General features: G+C 70.4%; 16 protein-coding genes and 2 tRNA genes. 7 read left to right on the top strand and 11 right to left on the bottom strand.

Annotation, left to right across the window (positions count from 1 at the left end; all coding sequences use genetic code 11):
• Positions 1–199: 199 nt before the first annotated feature.
• Positions 200–1,384, top strand: a complete 1,185-nt coding sequence (locus CEK66_RS14660) for a hypothetical protein (protein ID WP_150408925.1) — start codon at positions 200–202, stop codon at positions 1,382–1,384.
• Between the two features lie 97 nt (positions 1,385–1,481).
• Here the strand turns inward: CEK66_RS14660 and CEK66_RS14655 are convergent, their stop codons facing one another.
• Together CEK66_RS14655 and CEK66_RS14650 are read right to left on the bottom strand one after the other, a co-directional pair.
• A complete protein-coding gene (locus tag CEK66_RS14655) occupies positions 1,482–3,644 on the bottom strand; it encodes a TonB-dependent siderophore receptor (protein WP_152237402.1) in 2,163 nt (720 codons plus the stop codon).
• A gap of 159 nt (positions 3,645–3,803) precedes the next feature.
• The gene (locus CEK66_RS14650) at positions 3,804–4,199 is read right to left on the bottom strand and encodes a DUF2628 domain-containing protein (protein ID WP_152237401.1); all 396 of its coding nucleotides are present in this window, start codon (positions 4,197–4,199) and stop codon (positions 3,804–3,806) included.
• Positions 4,200–4,426: 227 nt separating this feature from the next.
• Here CEK66_RS14650 and CEK66_RS14645 point away from each other — a divergent pair, with 227 nt between their 5' ends.
• Together CEK66_RS14645 and CEK66_RS14640 are read left to right on the top strand one after the other, a co-directional pair.
• Positions 4,427–4,894 (top strand): STY0301 family protein, encoded by a 468-nt coding sequence (locus tag CEK66_RS14645; RefSeq protein ID WP_152237400.1) that lies wholly within the window; start codon positions 4,427–4,429, stop codon positions 4,892–4,894.
• 9 nt (positions 4,895–4,903) lie between these two features.
• The gene (locus CEK66_RS14640; protein ID WP_152237399.1) at positions 4,904–5,209 is read left to right on the top strand and encodes a hypothetical protein; all 306 of its coding nucleotides are present in this window, start codon (positions 4,904–4,906) and stop codon (positions 5,207–5,209) included.
• A gap of 345 nt (positions 5,210–5,554) precedes the next feature.
• On the opposite strand, the gene CEK66_RS14635 is transcribed toward CEK66_RS14640, so the two are convergent.
• The 4 genes from CEK66_RS14635 to CEK66_RS20390 all read right to left on the bottom strand — a co-directional run bounded on the left by CEK66_RS14635 (position 5,555) and on the right by CEK66_RS20390 (position 11,024).
• Positions 5,555–7,720 (bottom strand): hypothetical protein, encoded by a 2,166-nt coding sequence (locus CEK66_RS14635; protein WP_152237429.1) that lies wholly within the window; start codon positions 7,718–7,720, stop codon positions 5,555–5,557.
• A 34-nt stretch (positions 7,721–7,754) separates the two neighbouring features.
• Positions 7,755–8,951: a DUF3142 domain-containing protein gene (locus tag CEK66_RS14630; RefSeq protein ID WP_152237398.1), complete on the bottom strand. Its 1,197-nt coding sequence runs from the start codon at positions 8,949–8,951 to the stop codon at positions 7,755–7,757.
• A 98-nt stretch (positions 8,952–9,049) separates the two neighbouring features.
• Complete coding sequence (locus CEK66_RS14625; RefSeq protein ID WP_152237397.1) at positions 9,050–10,720, bottom strand: hypothetical protein; 1,671 nt, start codon at positions 10,718–10,720, stop codon at positions 9,050–9,052.
• Between the two features lie 163 nt (positions 10,721–10,883).
• The gene (locus tag CEK66_RS20390; protein WP_193312667.1) at positions 10,884–11,024 is read right to left on the bottom strand and encodes a hypothetical protein; all 141 of its coding nucleotides are present in this window, start codon (positions 11,022–11,024) and stop codon (positions 10,884–10,886) included.
• 63 nt (positions 11,025–11,087) lie between these two features.
• On the opposite strand from CEK66_RS20390, the gene CEK66_RS14620 reads away from it, so the two are divergent.
• Positions 11,088–11,534 carry a DUF4087 domain-containing protein gene (locus CEK66_RS14620; RefSeq protein ID WP_226978618.1) on the top strand — a complete coding sequence of 149 codons (447 nt, stop codon included), beginning with the start codon at positions 11,088–11,090 and terminating at the stop codon, positions 11,532–11,534.
• A 145-nt stretch (positions 11,535–11,679) separates the two neighbouring features.
• Here the strand turns inward: CEK66_RS14620 and CEK66_RS14615 are convergent.
• The 3 genes from CEK66_RS14615 to CEK66_RS14605 form a co-directional block, all read right to left on the bottom strand.
• Positions 11,680–11,755, bottom strand: a tRNA-Gly gene (locus CEK66_RS14615).
• A gap of 135 nt (positions 11,756–11,890) precedes the next feature.
• Positions 11,891–12,922 carry a 4Fe-4S dicluster domain-containing protein gene (locus CEK66_RS14610; RefSeq protein WP_152237396.1) on the bottom strand — a complete coding sequence of 344 codons (1,032 nt, stop codon included), beginning with the start codon at positions 12,920–12,922 and terminating at the stop codon, positions 11,891–11,893.
• Between the two features lie 101 nt (positions 12,923–13,023).
• Entirely contained in the window at positions 13,024–13,329 is a 306-nt protein-coding gene (locus tag CEK66_RS14605; protein ID WP_051067605.1) for a hypothetical protein, read from the bottom strand.
• A gap of 142 nt (positions 13,330–13,471) precedes the next feature.
• Between CEK66_RS14605 and CEK66_RS14600 the strand changes: the two genes are divergently transcribed.
• Positions 13,472–14,002, top strand: a complete 531-nt coding sequence (locus tag CEK66_RS14600) for a group III truncated hemoglobin (RefSeq protein ID WP_152237395.1) — start codon at positions 13,472–13,474, stop codon at positions 14,000–14,002.
• A 44-nt stretch (positions 14,003–14,046) separates the two neighbouring features.
• Entirely contained in the window at positions 14,047–15,453 is a 1,407-nt protein-coding gene (hemN, locus tag CEK66_RS14595; protein ID WP_193312666.1) for an oxygen-independent coproporphyrinogen III oxidase, read from the top strand.
• 180 nt (positions 15,454–15,633) lie between these two features.
• On the opposite strand, the gene CEK66_RS14590 is transcribed toward hemN, so the two are convergent.
• Both CEK66_RS14590 and CEK66_RS14585 read right to left on the bottom strand, forming a co-directional pair.
• Positions 15,634–15,870 carry a hypothetical protein gene (locus tag CEK66_RS14590; RefSeq protein WP_152237394.1) on the bottom strand — a complete coding sequence of 79 codons (237 nt, stop codon included), beginning with the start codon at positions 15,868–15,870 and terminating at the stop codon, positions 15,634–15,636.
• A 313-nt stretch (positions 15,871–16,183) separates the two neighbouring features.
• Positions 16,184–16,270: transfer RNA gene (locus CEK66_RS14585), tRNA-Leu, on the bottom strand.
• A gap of 197 nt (positions 16,271–16,467) precedes the next feature.
• Here CEK66_RS14585 and CEK66_RS14580 point away from each other — a divergent pair.
• Positions 16,468–17,160, top strand: a complete 693-nt coding sequence (locus CEK66_RS14580) for an MtnX-like HAD-IB family phosphatase (RefSeq protein ID WP_026143941.1) — start codon at positions 16,468–16,470, stop codon at positions 17,158–17,160.
• The last annotated feature ends 54 nt before the right edge of the window (positions 17,161–17,214 follow it).

Genomic DNA, 17,214 nt, shown 5'->3' with positions numbered 1-17,214 from the left:
CTGCACTGCGCGGGGCGCAGGCATTGCCGAGCCGCTGGATGCAGGGCCTTGCATGCGCACGTCGCGCCGCGCCGCGACTGGAATGCCGACCACAGCGCCATGCCGGTGGCAGTAGACAAGCGCCGCCTCGCGCCGATTCGCGCACGATCGCCGTGCTGCCGCGCTCTAGCATGACGCCACACCCAACCGAGACATCGCCATGAACCGATGGACACGCTGGAGCGGCACCGTGCTTTGCCTGGCCGCGAGCGCCACCGCCGCCGCGCAGACCTGCGCGCTGCAGACGCAGACCGTGAACCTGCCGCTGGTCTCCAAGGCCACGCCGAAATTCGCCTATCAGGTGCGCGTGCAGCTCGGCAGCGATGCCGATGGCCGCAGCAGCGGCAGTCAGGTGCTGGAGGTGGATACCGGCTCCACCGGCGTGGTGGTGCCGCTGAGCGACGCGCTGCGCAGCGCCTGGGACGCGTCCAACACGCCTGGACACATCTTCTACTCGAGCGACAGCAAGTACCATCCCGGCAAGTACGTGGACGTGCCGATGCGGCTCGGCGTTTCCGCCGACGGCAAGAGCGCTGCGGCGCGCGTGGATCGCATCACCGTGCTGGCCGCGCAGTGCACCTGCGATGTCGCCAGCGTGGCCCAGCCACCCAAGCCGCTGGCGCAGGTGCCCGCCACCTGCGCCGGCTACGATGGCAGCCCCGCGCTGAGCAGCAGCACGCAGGTGCTGCGCAACTGCAGCACCATTGCGCCGGGCTTCGGCATGATGGGGGTGGGCTACGACCGCGGCGTCGACGCCGCGCGCAATCCGTTCCTCAACCTGGTGCAGATGCGTGCGCAGCACATGAGCCCCGGCTACATCGTCAGCGCCAAGGGCATCACCCTGGGCGTCAGCCAGGCGGCATTGCAGGGGTTCGCCATGGTGCCGCTGCAGCGTGGCGCGGCCACGGCGGGCGCGCCCAGCGACTGGCAGGCGCCCACCGCTTGCGCCAGTTTCCCGGGCAGCGGCAGCGACTATCGCGTCTGCGGCAAGCTGCTGCCCGACACCGGCGTGTCCTACATGATGCTCAACCCGGTGGTCCCGCCCGCCACGCCAGAAAGTCTGCAACACACCACGGACCTCGTCGGCCATCCCACGCGCGTGGTGCCGGACGCGACCCAACTGCGGCTCGACGTCGTCGACGCGAAGGGCCAGCCGGTATTCGGCTATGCCTTCGCGGTCGGCGACGGCAAGGCGGCGACGCCGGACAGCGTGCAGTGGCGCGGGCCGCTGAAGACGCCACCGGCCCATCTCAACAGCGGTCGCCACCTGCTCGCCGCGGGCGACTACGCCTACGACGCCGCCTGCGGGCGCGCCGGCTTCAAGGCAACGAATGTGGGTGAGTGAGCCTCGCCACCGCATCGTGTCGAGAGGCAGCCTGCGCATCGCCTTGCCGAGGTTGCGGGCGCGATGGAGCACAGGCCGCCGTCGCGCCCGCGCCGCCTCACCAACGATACGTCGCCGTGGCCGTCACGCGACGCTGCTCGCCGTAGTAGCAGTTGCCGTAGGCGTCGCAGTTGCTGAGGTAGGTCCTGTCGGCGAGGTTGTGCACGTTCAAGGCCAGGCTCCAGCGGTCGCGGTCGTAGCCGAGCAGTGCGTCGAACAGGGTGAATGCCGGCACCTCGGCGCGCGCGGCGTCCAGGTCGCCGCGATTGGCGTCGGTGTAGCGCGCGCCCAGGCCGACGCGGATGCCGCTGTCGAAGCGGTAGTCGCCCCACAGCGCGGCGGCATGGCGCGAGACCGCCGACAGCGGCTTGCCCAGTTCACCTGGATTGCTGCTGGCGGTGACGTGCACCGTCGGCGTGTAGCTGTAGGAGCCGATCAGTTGCAAACGCGGCAGCGGGTGCAGCGTCGCCTCCAGTTCCAGGCCGCGGACCAGGGTCTCGCCGGTCTGGCGCGGGACGTAGTCCGGGTCGTAGGTCAGGTAGTTGCGCCGGCGCAGGTCGAACACGGCGGCGCTGTACGACTGGGCGCCGCCGTCGGGCTGGAAGCGCAGCCCGGCTTCGTACTGTCGCCCGCTTTCAGGGCGGAACGCGCGGCCGCTCAGCGGGTCGCGCGTGGCGGTCGGCACGAAGGATTCGCTGTAGCTCAGGTACGGCGCCCAGCCGTTCGCGGCCACGTAGGTGAGGCCGGCGCGCTTGCTGGCCTTGCGTTCGACGATGTCGCTGCGGCTGCCGTCCAGGCGGCTGTCGATCCGGCTGTCGGCGCGGTCGTAACGCGCGCCGACGGTCAGCAGCCAACGCTCGCGCCAGCGCACCTGGTCCTGCACGTACAGGCCGGTCTGGCTCACCGTGGCGATGCCGTCGTACCACGGCGCCGGCATCTGGACCGGATCGCCGTAGACCGGATGGCGGATGTCCAGCGGCGTGGTGGTGCCGCCGCTGTGGCTGACCTGGTCGATGCGCGTGCGTTGGTAGTCCAGGCCGAACAGCAGCGTGTGCTGCATGGCGCCGATGTGCAGGCGCAGCTCGAGCTGGTTGTCGAGGTTCAGCGCGTGCACCGATTCCTTGCTGTCCGAGGCGGTGCGGCGCAGTCGGGCGAAGTTGGCCGGGTCCAGTGGATCGGCGGGATCATCGATGACGAAGCCGCGTCCCTGCACGCTGCGGTAGTCCACCTTCAGGCGGCCGTAGCGGGCGTTCTGGCGCAGGCGCAGCACCTCGTTGACGCGGTGTTCGAACAGCGCGGCGAGCATCGCTGTGTCCAGGTCGAAACGGTTGTAGACCGGGTCGCTTTCGAACAGGCGGCTGGGGAGATAGGTGCCGATCACGGTCGGTACCAGCGATCCCACCGCAGGTCGCATGCGCAGGTACACGCCGGCGCGGGTGCGGCCGAACTGCGAGAGCAGGGTGAGGCGGGTGGCGCCGCTGGGTGCCCAGGTCAGCGCCGGGGCCAGGAAGCGGCGGTCGTCGCGCATGCCGCCGGCCGCCAGCTCGGCCTCGCGTGCTAGGGCGGTGAGGCGGTACAGGACGGTGCCGTCCTCGTTGAGCGGTCCGGACAGGTCGCCGGCGAGCTGGCGGCGCTGGTGATCGCCGAGCTGCACTTGCAGTTCGTGCAGTGGTTCGGCGGTGGGCCGCTTGCTGATCGCGTTGACCAGCCCGCCCGGGCCACTCTGCCCGTACAGCACCGAGGCAGGGCCGCGCAGCACCTCGATGCGCTCGGCGCCATAGCGCTCGATCGGCCAGATGCCCCAGTTGCCGTTGTTGCGCAGCGGCATGCCATCCAGGTAGAAGCCGGGCGCATAGGCGTCGAAGCCGCGCAACGAGATCCAGTCGTAGCGCGAGTCGGTGCCGTAGCGCGTGGGGATCACCCCGGGGGTGTAGCTCAGCGCGTCCTTGAGCGTCTGTGCGCCCTGGGCCTGCATGCGCGCATCGTCGATCACCGACAGCGACTGCGGCGTTTCCAGCAGGCTGGTGTCGGTCTTGGTGGCGGTGCTGCTGCGCGTGCCGGGATCGCTGCGCTCGCTGACGCGCACGGTGGGCAGGGTGGCGGCGTCTTGCGCATGCGCGGCGTGCGGGCTGGCCGTGGCGAGGACGGCGATGGCGGCGGCCAGCGGTGCGACGCGGCGGGTGCGGCGCGCGAACGCCGGGCGGTAGAACAGGGGCGACATCAGGCGGCTCCTTCGTTGCGATGCCTGTGCGCGACGAACGGGTCGCACAGGCGGAGGGAAGGGCTGCCTGGGCGCGGGCCTGGGTGGCGAGGGAATGATGGGTCCGCCGCCGTTGCGGCGGCGGACACTGCGTGTGCTGGGCGTTGCGCGAGCGGGCGGTTACCAGCGGATGCCTTCGAACGGGTTCCAACTGGTGCTGCCCTTCACCCTGTCCAGATAGTAGGCGTAGTTTGCGGTCATGCCGACCAGGAGCGAGTAGGCGATGCCGAAGGCCCGGGTGGCCGCGTCCGGCAGGAAGGTCAGCACGATGCCGCAGCACAGCGAGATGGCGAGCAGCATCAGCGCCTTGCGCCACAACCCGATCACGAACAGGTAGATGAAGCCGAAGAAGAAGGCGAACCAGTTCATGTTGAGGCGCAGCTTCTCCTTGAACGGCAGCGCCTTCATCGCCTCCTTGAAGCTTGCCGACTTGGGTTCGCCGTAGGTGTCGTAGAAGGTGAAGCGGAACTGCCATTTCGGGCTGTACTGGTTGTAGTCGTGGGTCGTGCTGTGCATCGGGGTTCTCTTCTTCGGGTGGTTGGGGTGGGGGAATGCGGGAGCGTCGACGCGCGCGACCGCGCCGGTCGGGCCTGGTGGTGGCGCGTTGACCTTTGGCGATGGCGTGGGCACCGTAGGCGCGCTCCGCCGAGCTGGCTCGCCGTGTTTGCGGGGAGCGCCGGGAGTGGTAGGCCAGGAGGGAAGCCCTGGCCGGTCTTGATGCCGCAGTCGACCAGGAGCTCGCGATGGTTCTGAAGGACATTTCCGCTACGGCACGCCGCGCGCTGCCGCTGCTGGTCGCCACGCTGTTCGCGGTGCCGGCCGCAGCCAGGCAGACGCTGCAGTGTCCCGAGCGCCTGCGCGTGGCCGAAGCGCCATTGCAGAGTCCCGACCTGCCGGCCGACGCCCGCGTCGCATTCGCCGCCGCGCCGTCGCTGCGGCTGTTCTCCAGTGGCGTCTATTCCGGGCCGCCGCGCGAAATGGCGGCGCTGGTGCCGAGCAACGAGGACACGCGCCGCCCGGGTGATGCGGGCGTGTCGATCTGGCGCTTCGATGCGCCCGACCCGCACGGTCTCTACCTGGTGTGCGGCTATGGGCCCGATGGCCTGGTGCAGGTGTCGCGGCACGTCGGCGACGTCGCGCGTTGCGAGGCGAGGCCGCTGCGTGCCAGCGGCACCGGGCCGGCCGCCGGCACCCTGTTCGTGTGCGAGTGAGGCCGCGCGATGGCAGGCGCGCGCAAGGCCGTGGCGATCGCCGCGCAGGTGCTGTCCTGGAGCGGTTATGCGTTGGGCATGCTGCTGTACGCCGTGTCCGGTCGCCCGTACGCATGGGTGGACGGTGCCGATCCGCAGTTGTCCTCCGCCAATTTCCAGGACAGCGGCAACGGGCGGCTGGTCGGCCTGTGCGTGCTGGCGGTGCTGGTGCTGTTGCAGGGCGTGCACGCGCTGCTGAGCCGCCGCCGCAGCGTGCGCCTGTGCTGCCTGGTTGCGCTGGCGATCGCCTGCCTGGCTTGGTACTGCAGGAACTGAGCGCAGTCTCAAGGCCGCGTGTCTGCGCGACTGACGCAGGCACGTGAACGCCACGCGGCGCATGCCGCGAGCGGTGACGTCCTTGTCGCGCGTGCTGCGGTGCTGCATCGGGAGAACGGTCGTCCAGGACGGCAGAGCGGCCGGCGCCGCGTGCGTCGACGCGATTCCAGCGGTAAACAGGAAAGTCCTGTTGAAGAGACGAGCGGGGGCGGCGATCCCTACCTTCGGGATTGGGGAGTCGGGATTGGGAATTGGTCGGAGCGGCGCAGTGCAGGCCTGACGATTTCGCCGGTGGTGGCAAGCAGTGCGCTCGTGCGCGGAGCGCGGCCGACCCGCGCCGCAGGCTCAGTCCTGCGGCGTTTGCGCTGCGACTGTCCGCGCCTTGCGCTGCATGCGCCGGCGCACCAGCCAGCCTGCCGCGGCCAGCAGCGCCAGGCCGGCCGCGCCCAGGGCGAGCCGTTGCGTGTGCACGAACTGGCGTACGGCCTGGCCGCGCTCGATCCACAGGCGCCGCCGCGCGCCCTCGAAATCCGGCGTCTCGCAGGCGCCCACGCCGAACACATAGGCCTTGCCAGGCACCGGATTGAGTGCGCCGTGCGCGACATAGCGCTGGTAGGACCGACGCGCCTGCGCGGGGTCGAGGGTGATCAGCCAGTCGGTCGCCTGGCACAGCGCGGCGGCGTAGGCCTGGCTGCGTGCGGGCAGGTCGTCGGCGGCGCGATCGGCCAGGGCGGCGGCGATCCAGCGGTAGTGGTAGCGGCGGTAAGGCTGCGCGGCGGTGGCGTTCCAGCGCTGTGCTTCGGCCGCGGCGATCAGGCCGCCGGGGCGCAGCTGCGCATGCGCCGTGGCTTCGGCATAGTTGCCGGCGTAGACCCGGTTGTCCGGCCCAAGTTCGTAGCCCAGCAGTTCCATGCCCTGGCGGCGCGCGATCAGGGCAGCCCGGTAATTGCCCTCGGCGCGGCCGATGCCGGTCCAGGCCGATGTGCCTTGCCGCCGCGCATCCCGATAGCGGCGCGCCGCCTCGCGCAATTCGGGCTGGGCGAAGTAGGGCAGCGCATCGTCGTAGCGGCCGTCGCGCATCAGCCGGCGCGCCAGCAGTTCGCGCAGTTTCAGGGCCGGCGTCCGTTCCCAATACTCCGGCGCCGCGTTCGCGGCGGCCGGCGGCGTGGCGGGCACGTGGCGATCCACGTAGTCCTGCAGTTCCTGCACGGTGAGGACGCGCTCGGCGACCGCGGCGGCGTCTTCCCAGTAGAGGTCGCCGCTGCGGTACAGCTGTGCGAACGCCTCCACGTAGCTGCCGCGTTGCAGCGCCAGGATCGCCGCTTCGCCCTCGATGCGGCACTGCGGTTTGAGCGTCTCGTTGCTCCAGTCGCCATTGCGGCGCGTGCCCCAGTCCTCGTTCGGCGGGAAGCGCCGGGATGCCTGCGCGTAGGCCTGTGCGGCGCGCGCGGCGTCGCCGTCGCGCAGTGCCATCTTGGCGCGCAGCCACCAGGCCAGGCCGCTGTCGCCGGCATGCGCGAGCAGGCGCGCGGTGCTGGGGTAATCGCCCTGGCGATAGGCCAGCGCGGCCAGGCGATCGGCGTCTTCCATCGGATCGCCCGCTGCGTCCTGCAGCAGGTTCAGGAAGCGCGCCGAGGACAGAACGCTGCCGGAGTCGGCATCGAAGGCGTGGCTGTCGCTGAGCAGCCGGGCGATCAACAGCCGCCGCACCGCCTGCCCTTGCAACAGCGGCGCCAGTTCGGCATCGCTGCGGCGGGCGAGATCGGCGGCCACCTGCTTGAGCGAACTCAGGCCAGTGTCCGACCCCTGTGCCGCCTGCACCGCGTACAGGCCGATCGCGCCGTTCCAGTCGCCGCTGGCGAGCAGCAGACGCGCCTCCTCGCCGAGGCTGGCGATGCCCAGCTCCAGCGGATCGTCGAATCCGGCCAGGCGCAACGTGCGGGTCTGCTGGAAGGCCTGCCGCGCCTGCTGCCGGTACGCCTGCCGCTGCGCCACGGCATCGCCAGCCAGCGCGCCGTCGGCGGCCAGCGCCAGGCTGCGTCCCAGCGAATAGGCGGCCCACGTGCTGCGCGCCCGGCGCTGTGCCTCGGGCAGGGCCAGCACCTGGCGAAAGTAGTCCGCGGCCGACGGATAGCGGCCCTGCGCGAACGCCACCGCGCCGGCGGTGTACAGGCGCAGTTCCGGTGGCAGGTCGGCGCCGTCGCGTTCGGCCTGCTGCGCATCGTCCAGCGCGCGCAGTTGTTCGATCCGGGCGAACCGCGCGGTGCCCACTTGCCTGCGTTCGACGTCGTCGCGCTGCTGCGGGAACTGCGCGCTGGCGTCCCAGTAGCGCGGCAGGGTCGCCGTGCCGGCGCGGCCGAGGCCGGCGATCGGTGCGCCCAGGCGCTGCACTTCGCGAGCGAAGCTGCCTTCGGGCAATTGCGCCAGCGCGCTGGCACGGTCGTCGAGCAGGCGGTACGGGAACTCCGGGCCGCAGGCGCGGGCGCCGCCCAGCGGCAGCAGGAGCAGCATCAGCGCGGCGGCAGGCGTGGCCGCGGGTCGGGGATCACGGCAGGACATCGATGGCACCTGTGTGCAGGCGGCGGCAGCGGACCCAGCCGAGCGCACGGCGTTCTCCGGCGGCCAGGGGGTGGGATGCGCGAGTGCGTTCGAAGCGGGGCGACGGTGCCGGCCATTGCAGCCGGTAATCGCCGAGTGCGTCGCCGGCTTCGCAGGCGCTGCCGCGCAGGACCACGCGCTGCGGCGGCGTGGCCGCGGTCGTGCCATCGTTCGCGAGCGTCAGGTCGTAGATCGGGCCGGTGCCGCTGGCCTGCACCTGCACGGCCGCCTGCAACGGACGTCCGTGCACCACCGCCTGCAGCGTCGCCAGCGGCCAGGCGCGGCGGTCGCCCGGCAGCGGCAGGCGGAACCAGACGATGCCGGCCAGGCGCGGCGGGCGGTGGGCGCGCAGCGCATCGACGAAGGCGGCGAGCTGCTGTGGCGACACCTGCAGTTCGCGGCGTGCGCCGCGCGCCGCCAGCGGCGCCTCGCTTTCGATCAGCGGTGCAGCGTCGGCGTCGGTGCCGTCGATCAGGGCCACGCCGTAGGCGGGCAGGGCCAGCCAGAACGGCGTGGCGCTGCGCTGGGCGTAACGGTCGGCCCAGCGTCGCGCCTGCACCGGATCGAACAGGCCGGCCGTCGGTGCGTTCACCGCATGCACCTGCAGCACCGAGCTGTCGACCGTGCGCAGCATTGCGGTCAGTGCCGGACTGTCCAGCCAGGCGGGCAGGGCGGTGATGCTCAGCGCCAGGTCCGCCGGCAGCGCGCCGCGCAGTTGCCGCAGCAGCGCCGCATAGGCGGGCAGCCGCGCGGTGGCGCAGTCGTGGTCGATCTCCACGCCGCGCAGTGCCACGCCGGCGGTGCGCCAAGTGCGCACCACGTGCAGCACCTCGGCGTCGATGCGCGTCGCGTCCAGTTGCGGCAATTGCCCGTCCAGCCGCACCACCGCGATCACCGGGCGGCCATCGGCGGCGAGCTGCCGCAGATCCACCGCGGCGGGGCCCCAGCCGGCGCGCGGATGCGCCTGCAGCGCGAGTACGCGCAACGTCGAGAAGTCCGCGCGGGTCTGTGCCAGCACTACCGCGTGCGCGCCACTCCATTGCCGCTGCCAGACGTAGACCTGGTGTTGCAGCGGCGTCGGGGCCGATGCCGCACAGCCACCAAGCAGCAGACTCAGCCCGAGCAGCGCGCAGCGCAGCGACACGACGGCCGGGTCAGGACACGCGCGGCCACACGCGGCCGCAGCGTTGCCACTGGATTTTCGCGCGAGCAGTGTGCGAAGCGTGGCTCATGCGCTGGCGATCACGAGAACAGCCCAAACAGCCGCTTCTTCGGCTTGGCGGCCAGTTGCCGGGCCAGCTCGTAGCTCTCGCGCACGTCCGCACGTTCGTGCAGCGCCAGCGAGCGCTCGAAGGCGGCGACCGACGCGGGATAGGCACCGAGGTTCATGTGGCAATTGGCTTCCATCATGTACAGCTGCGCCGCCGAGCCGGGATCCGCCTGCACCACGGCGTCGTCGAGCAGGGCGCGTGCCGCGTCGCAGGCCGGCAGTGCGCTGCGGTAGTCCTTGAGCACGTAATGGCAGTTGGCCTGGTAGTAGTGCGTGTAGAAGTCGTCCGTGCCGTCGCGCTGCACGGCGAGGAAGTCCTGCAGTGCGGCCTTGGCGTCGGGCAGATGGTACAGCAGCAGGTAGCCGCGTCCGTGCCGCGCGCGCTTGAGCGCCTGCAGGTCCTGCTGCTGCGTGCCCTCGGCGATCAGAGAGGCGTAGGCATCGACCGCGGCCGGGTAGTCGCGCGCCTCGCCGAGTGCGCTGGCGTGCACGAACAGCGTGTCCAGGTCGTGCGGATTCGCCTCCGCTGCCGCCTGCGACAGGGCGGTATCCACATGCTCCGGCTGCAGCCGGCCCAGGGCACGCGTCGCGGTGAGACGGTGGTGGGCCTGCACCAGCGCATACATCCGCAGCAGTTCCGGATCGGCCTGGGCCTGGTCGGGCAGTGCCTCGAACTCTTCCTGCGCCGCGTCGGCGATTTCCAGCACGTCGGCATGGCGGCCGACGCGGTTGAGATGGCTGCATGCCGCCTGCGCGCAATCTAGGAACAGCGGCGTGTCCAGTTCGTAGTCCATCATCAGGGTCAGCGCCAGATCCGCGGCCTCGGCGCGCATGCCCTGCTGGCGATAGGCCTCGCGTAGGTTCTGGTACAGGAACTGGAACTGGCTGTGGCGCAGCCCTTCTTCGAGGATGGCCTGCGCCTGCGCGTACAGGCCCCGGTCCAGGTACAGCAGGCCGAGGTTGTTGCAGCACATCGCGAAGGTATGGGGGTCGGTGTTGCAGGTGGCGGCCTCGCCCAGTTCCAGGGCTTGCCGGAACAGCGTGGTGCCGTGCTCGTAGAGGGCGAACTGCACCGCGTCGACGTAGCCGGCATCGGCCGGCTCCATCCCGGCGTGTTTCCATTTGCCGATGGAGACGCCGGCGCTGTAGTAGTGGCAGGCGTTGCCGTCGCGGAAGTCCAGCTGCAGCAGCTGCGGCGACTGCCCGGCAGGCAGTGATTCCATCTCGAACAGGCGGACCTGCAGGTCCACCTGCGGCTGCAGCGCGTGGGCGTTGCGGTAGGCGCTGATCGCCGATGCGGGTTCGTCCAGCCAGTAGTGCGCGCTGCCGAGCAGGCGGTGCGCCTCGGCGTCGTGCGGGACCAGGCCGATCGCGCGTCCGGCCCACTCGGCGACGGTGCGCAGCGCCTGCCGGCGGTCGCTGGTGAAGTGCGCGCTGCGGTCGAGGTAGATCAGGCACTTCAGCCGCCATGGCGCCGGGTCGCCCGGCGCGGCCTGGATCCGGGCGTCGCAGCGCTGCATCAGCACATCGAGGTCGGCCTCCTGCAGATGGTTGAGCACGGTCGCGCCGGACCACAGCCTGTACAGGCCGTCGACGTCGTTCTGGCGAAGGGTGGCCATGCCGCGTTGGATCAGGGTCTGCATGCAGCGGATGCTCTGGAAAGACGGTGCGGGACCCGGCAGCAGCGCGCGGCAGCGTCTCCCGCAGGGCGACGTTGCGGTAGATAGACGAGCCAGCTGCGGTTTTCCCTACCGCGACCGCGACCGCGACCGCGGTGCGCCCGGCGCCGGCGACGCTGCGTCGCCGCTACGGCGCCGCCCCGAAGCGCCGGCTGTACTGCACGAACAGCTGGCGGCCGACGGTGTCGAACCAGGACAGGTCGTAGAACGGATACACGACGGCGCTGCGATCGCGCGGCGGCATCGCATCGAACAGGAGAGGCGGCATCGGCGCTGCGCCTTGCCGCCTGCAGGGCCTCCCGGCAGCGCCGGCGGACGCCGATTTGCGATGATGCCGGTCTCGTCCCTCGATCCTGATGTCATGAATCCATCGCGACCTGTTTTGCGTTTCGCAAGCGTGTTCGGTGCGGCCCTGGTTGCCATGACCGGCCGGTGCGCTGTCTCCGATGCCGCGCCGCCTGCCGGCGCCGTCACGCGCTGCGGCTGGTTCGACAATCCCTCGCCAGGCAACGCCACGCTCGTGGACAAGGCCGGCGAGTGGACGGTCGGCCAGCAGGGCGGGCACCAGGCCGAGGGCACATGGCCGACGTTCTCCCAGGCGCGCTGGGTGGCGACCGGGACGGGCAGCGCCGGCTACGGCTGCGCCTGCCTGAAGGTGCATGCGCGCGACGACACCCGCGAGGTGACCGCGATCGAGTCGGCGACGGCCCAGCCCTTGAAGACCTGCCGGCAGGACAAGGCACTGCGGGGCAGGGAGCCGGAGAATCCGCTGAAGTAAGAGGTTCGCTGCGCGGCGGATTGGCGGATCGGCGCTGATTCGGGCAGCGTCGCTGTCGAGTCCGCAGAGCGCGAAAACGAAAAAAGGAGCCTGGGCTCCTTTTTTCGGTGGTTCACTTGCATCGTAGAAAGCAAGTGACGCTATTTGGAGCGGGAAACGAGACTCGAACTCGCGACCTCAACCTTGGCAAGGTTGCGCTCTACCAACTGAGCTATTCCCGCTTGGGAGCCGCGCATTCTACACGCCTGCCAGCAGGTGCGCTAGCCCTTCGTTGCAAAAAAATGTCCGTCGCTGCCCCAGGGGGCGGCAGCGGTTCCGCCGCGCCCAATGAGTCGCCACGGTCGACTCGGCCCGGCTCACGCCGCCAGCCACCACCACGCCAGCAACGCCCCCAGCAGCGTGGCGGCGCCGCCCAGCAGCCGCGGCCGGCGCCACCAGTGCCGCGGCTGGCGATCGATGGCATTGGCACCAGCCAGACGCAACAGGCCGCGGGCGAAACCGTGGCGATCCATGCTGCGGTCGCAGGCCTCGACGCACGCGCCGCAGGCGGTGCAGGCGTAATGCGCACCATTGCGCGGATCGATGCCGGCGGGGCACGCCTGCACGCAGGCGTCGCAGGCCACGCAGTCGCCGAGTTGTTCGACGCTGAACTTGGGCAGGGTGCCGGCATACGCGGCCAGGGCCTCGCCGCGGCTGCCGCCCTGGCCGGCGAGCTGGGCGATGCTGGCGCGCACGGCGTAGTCGCGGGCGGTGACGGGGTCGAGCAGGCGCCGCCCGCGCTGGGCGATGCTGCCAGTGCCGCAGGCGCGGGCGCCGCGCGGTTCGCCGCGCATCGCGTCGTAGCCGACCAGCGGCGTGTCGCGGTCGCACAGCAGCGGCTGCAGGCGCGCGTAGGGGCACAGGTAGCGGCAGACCTGGCTGCGCAGGAAGCCGGCGTTGCCCCAGGTGGCCAGCGCATAGAACAGCACCCAGAACGTCTCCCCGCCGCTCCAGGCGAACGGATGCAGGCGCGCGACCAGGTCGGCGATCGGCACGAAGTAGCCGACGAAGCTGACCCCGGTCCACAGCGCCACGGTCGCCCACAGCAGGTGCCGTGCCGCGGCCGGCCAGTCGGCGAAGCGCCGTTCGATCCAGGCGAAGGCATGGCTCCACACCGTCTGCGGACAGGCGAAGCCGCACCACAGGCGCCCGGCCAGGGTGGTGAGCACCGCCAGCGAGGCCGCGGCGGCGCCCAGCGCCAGCAGCAGCCAGCCGACGTCATGCGGCCACAGGGTCCAGCCGAACACGTCGAAGCGCCGCGCCGGCAGGTCCAGCAGCAGCGCCTGCCGGCCCTGCCAGCGCAGCCACGGCAGCAGATAGAAGGCGGCGAACAGCAGCCACAGCACCACGCGTCGGAACTGCGTGTACCGATGTGGCGGCGCCGGTCCTGCCGTGGCTGCGGGCGAGGTGACGACATGCAAGTGGATCGGGCGAGGCATCGGCAGCCGGCTCAGGACAGCGGCGCGGCGTCGCCGTGCGGCGCCGGACGCAACAGGAAGCCAGTCAGCAGGCTCGAGGCCAGCGTCGCCAGCCAGAACATGAAGAAGCCCACCGTATAGCCCAGCTCGCGGCTCAGCTGGCGGCCGGGGAAGGTGATGTCGCGCAGCGCCAGCGGATCGACCAGGGCGAAGAACAGCACGCTCATCGCGCCGGCCACCAGGAAGCTCGGCCACAGGATCACCCCCAGCCGCTGCACCAGCGGGCGTGGCGTACCGGGATCGAGCGGGTCGAGCAGCGGATCGTCGGGAGAGGCCATGACGGTGGATTCCATCGCGAAAGGAGGATGCGGCATGCGCCAAGGGGGCAGCGCCACACACGTCGCCGCGCCTGCCAGCCGCCTGGCCGCCGATCCCCCGTCGACACCGGCGTCGGCGCATGCCGCAGCGGCAGACTAGGCAGTGCCGGCCATGCCGACATTGATCCTGATCAAGGCCGCCGCGGTGGCGGCGTGGAGACTGTCGGCGTCGAGCGACGTGGAGCGGACCATGCAGGACCAGATCGAGGGCATGCCCTTGCCGGGGCCGGACCTGTGCAGCGAGGCCGAGGTGCAGGCGCTGGTGGAGACGTTCTACCGCCGCGTGCGCGCCGACGCCGATCTGTCGGCGGTGTTCGCCGCGCACATCGAGGACTGGGACGCGCACCAGCAGCAGCTGTGCGATTTCTGGTCGGCGATGCTGCGCGGCACCCGCCGCTTCCGCGGCGCGCCGATGCCGCGGCACATGGCCATGCGCGAACTCAGCGCACTGTTGTTCCAGCGCTGGCTGGGCCTGTTCCGCGCCACCACCGCCGAGCTGCCCAACATGCCGATGCGGCTGCTGGCCGACGACATCGCCCAGCGCATCGCCGAGACGTTCTGGCGCCGTCACCAGATGAGCTGGCGCCCGTTCGAGCCGGCATCGCCGCTGCCGCCGGCTGCGTGCGCGGATTGATCCAGGTCAAGGCGGCCGTGCCGGGCGCCGCGCATGCTCGTGGCATGGACATCCTGACCGCGCCCGATCCCTCCGCCGCCTGGACCTTCGACGCCGACCTGCTGCGCCGCTACGACCGTCCCGGCCCGCGCTACACCTCGTACCCGACCGCGCCGCATTTCCAGACCGGCTTCGGCCCGGCGCAATTGTTCGCCGCGGTCCAGGCCAGCGATCCGCGGCGGCCGCTGTCGCTGTACGTGCACGTGCCGTTCTGCCGCAATCCCTGCTTCTATTGCGGCTGCCATCGGGTGATCACCCGCGACCCGCAGCGCGGCCGCACCTACGTGCAGCGGCTGCTGCGCGAGGCCGCGATGATGGCCGCGTGTTTCGAGGGCGAGCGCGAGGTGGTGCAACTGCACCTGGGCGGGGGTACCCCCAACTTCCTCGCTCCCGAGTTGCTGGGCGAACTGGTGCAGGGCCTGCGCGGGCTGTTCCGCTTCAGCCAGGCGCCGGACCGCGAGATGTCCATCGAACTGGACCCACGCACGGTGACGCCGCAGGACATCGCCGCATTGGCCGAACTGGGCTTCAATCGCGCCAGCCTGGGCATCCAGGATTTCGACCCGCTGGTGCAGCAGGCGATCAACCGCCGCCAGGGCGTGCACGAGACGCTGGACATCCTGCGCGCCTGCCGCGTGCACGGCATGCGCTCGGTCAACGTCGACCTGATCTACGGCCTGCCGCGGCAGACCCTGGCCGGGTTTGAACAGACCCTGGAGACGGTGATCGCGGCGCGCCCGGACCGCCTGGCGGTCTACGGCTACGCGCACATGCCGCAGCTGTTCAAAGCGCAGCGGCGCATCGCAGACGCCGATCTGCCCGATGCCGAGCAGAAGCTGGCCCTGCTCGGCCTCGCGGTCAGCAGGCTCTCTGCAGCGGGCTACCAGTACATCGGCATGGACCACTTCGCGCTGCCGCAGGAAGACCTGGCGCGCGCGCAGCGGCAGGGGAGCCTGCACCGCAACTTCATGGGCTACACCACCCACGCCGACACCGACCTGCTGGGCCTGGGGGTCAGCGCGATCAGCCGCATCGGCGCCAGCTACAGCCAGAACCAGCGCGACCTGCCGGCCTGGGAAGCGGCCGTGGACGCCGGCGACAGCCCGGTGCTGCGCGGCCTGCAGCTCAGTGCCGACGACGCCCTGCGCGCCGAGCTGATCCAGCAGCTGATGTGCCAGGGGCGGGTGGACGCGGCAGTGGTGGCGCAGCGCCACGGTATCGACTTCGCCAGCTACTTCCGCGAGGAACTGCGCGCACTGGCGCCGCTGTGCGCGGACGGTCTGGCCGACTACCGCGACGGCGTGGTCCAGGCCACCGCCCGCGGCCGCCCGCTGCTGCGCCTGATCGCCATGTGCTTCGACCGCTACCTGCGCCAGCCCGACCAGCCGGCGCGCTACTCGCGCGCGATCTGAGTGCCGCGAATCACGCTTGCCGTTGGCATCCCCGGTGCCGCCGTGGCGGCGGTGCCGGGGACTTTTCGGTGGCCGTGTCGCTGGAGCGGCATTGGCATCCCCGCCTTTGCTGGGCGACCTGTGGGCTTGTCTTGAGCATTCAAGCTGATCGGCGTCTTCGAGAGCGCCGGGCGATGGCTTTCAATCTCCATCCAAAGACCATTCGATGCCGAGGTCGTCTGGATCGATATTCTTCTCTCTGAGCGCGGCGATGATGATGGACTCCAGGCTGTCACGATCCGGTGCGCCATCCACTTCGTCGAGGATCCTCTTGCCCAACTGTTCCTTCTGGTTGCTGGAAAGCGGACCACTCCACGTGTCCCTGATGGATTGGGCGAACGTACGCGCGCGCTTTTCTCTTTGGTAGGTCTCGTTCACTCGCTTCTCCCTAAGCAGCTGGCGTAGCTGGTGTGGCAATTTTTTAGCACGGTGCCGTCTGGGGCGATGCGACGCCTTGCCTTGGGTTCCGACAGTTTGCGGGCCATCCCACAATTGGATGTGCTTTTCTTGCGCTTTCCGCTACTGGGAGTGGGAAAGGGCAAAGCTGCGCTTGGCACTTCAGTGAACAGCCCGCATGTCAAACACCACCTTGCACGAGGTGCATCTGTGGTAATCGGGATGATTGGCGTGCCGAGGCGGCAGAGCGGGCAGCCTTGCCTTGTGTGGCCTGTCGGTTTCGCCTGTCAGCAAGTGGTGCCCGGAGCCGGAATCGAACCGGCATGGGGTCGCCCCCGGCGGATTTTAAGTCCGATGCGTCTACCAGTTTCGCCATCCGGGCCTGGTGCATGTAGGTTGCCCGATCGCGGTCGAATTGGGAACCGTGTAGCGCATCCCAGCGTTGGGCGGTCAGCAGGTCAGGGGGATGCGTGGGCACCTACCACGCCCAATGTGAACGCTCCGCTTTCTTTCACCTCGCCGAAAGGAGTGCGAAAGACAGCGTGCCTAGGCTCTGCCCCCATCAGCCGGAGAGCCACCTTGCGCGCCCAATGGAACATCCTTTGCGATTTTGACGGTACCGTGTCCCTGCAGGACGTGACCGACAGCCTGCTCGAGCACCTCGGGCGCCCCGGTTGGCAGGAGCTGGAAGACGACTGGGTCGCCGGTCGGATCGGGGCCCGTGAGTGCATGAGCAAGCAGGTCGCGCTGCTCGACGGCGATGTCGATGCGTTGCACCGGGTGCTGGATGCGGTGCGGATCGACCCGGCCTTCGTGCGCTTCGTGGCGCTGGCCGAACGCCTGGGCATCCCGCTGAGCATCGTCAGCGACGGCCTGGACTACGGCATCGCGCGGATCCTGGCCCGCCACGGTCTGCACCATCTGCCGATCATCGCCAACCGCCTGCTGCGTACCGACGCGGGCGAATGGCGCATGGCCTCGCCGCATGCGCGGCCGGACTGCCCCAGCGGCACCTGCAAGTGCGCGGTCATGGCGCAGCAGCCGCCCGAGCGCGCCACCTTGCTGATCGGCGACGGCCGCTCCGATTTCTGCCTGGCCGGCAAGGCCGACCTGGTGTTCGCCAAGGACGGTCTGCTGCGCCATTGCCGCGCCAACGGGATCGCCCATTGCGCGATCACCGGTTTCGACGACGCCATCGCCCTGCTGCCCGACCTGGCGGTGCCGGCGACCACCACCGTGTCCTTCCCGCTTCCCGTCACCCAACGAGCCTGATCCCGATGAACCGGAATGTTTCGCTTTCCTCGCTCGCACCGCTGCATGGCGATG

The sequence above is a fragment of the Xanthomonas sp. LMG 12460 genome (genome assembly GCF_009192895.1).
GTDB classification, from domain to species: Bacteria; Pseudomonadota; Gammaproteobacteria; order Xanthomonadales; family Xanthomonadaceae; genus Xanthomonas_A; species Xanthomonas_A sontii.
The sequence above is the reverse complement of the archived record's forward strand: the minus strand, read 5'-3'. Positions and strand labels throughout refer to the sequence as shown.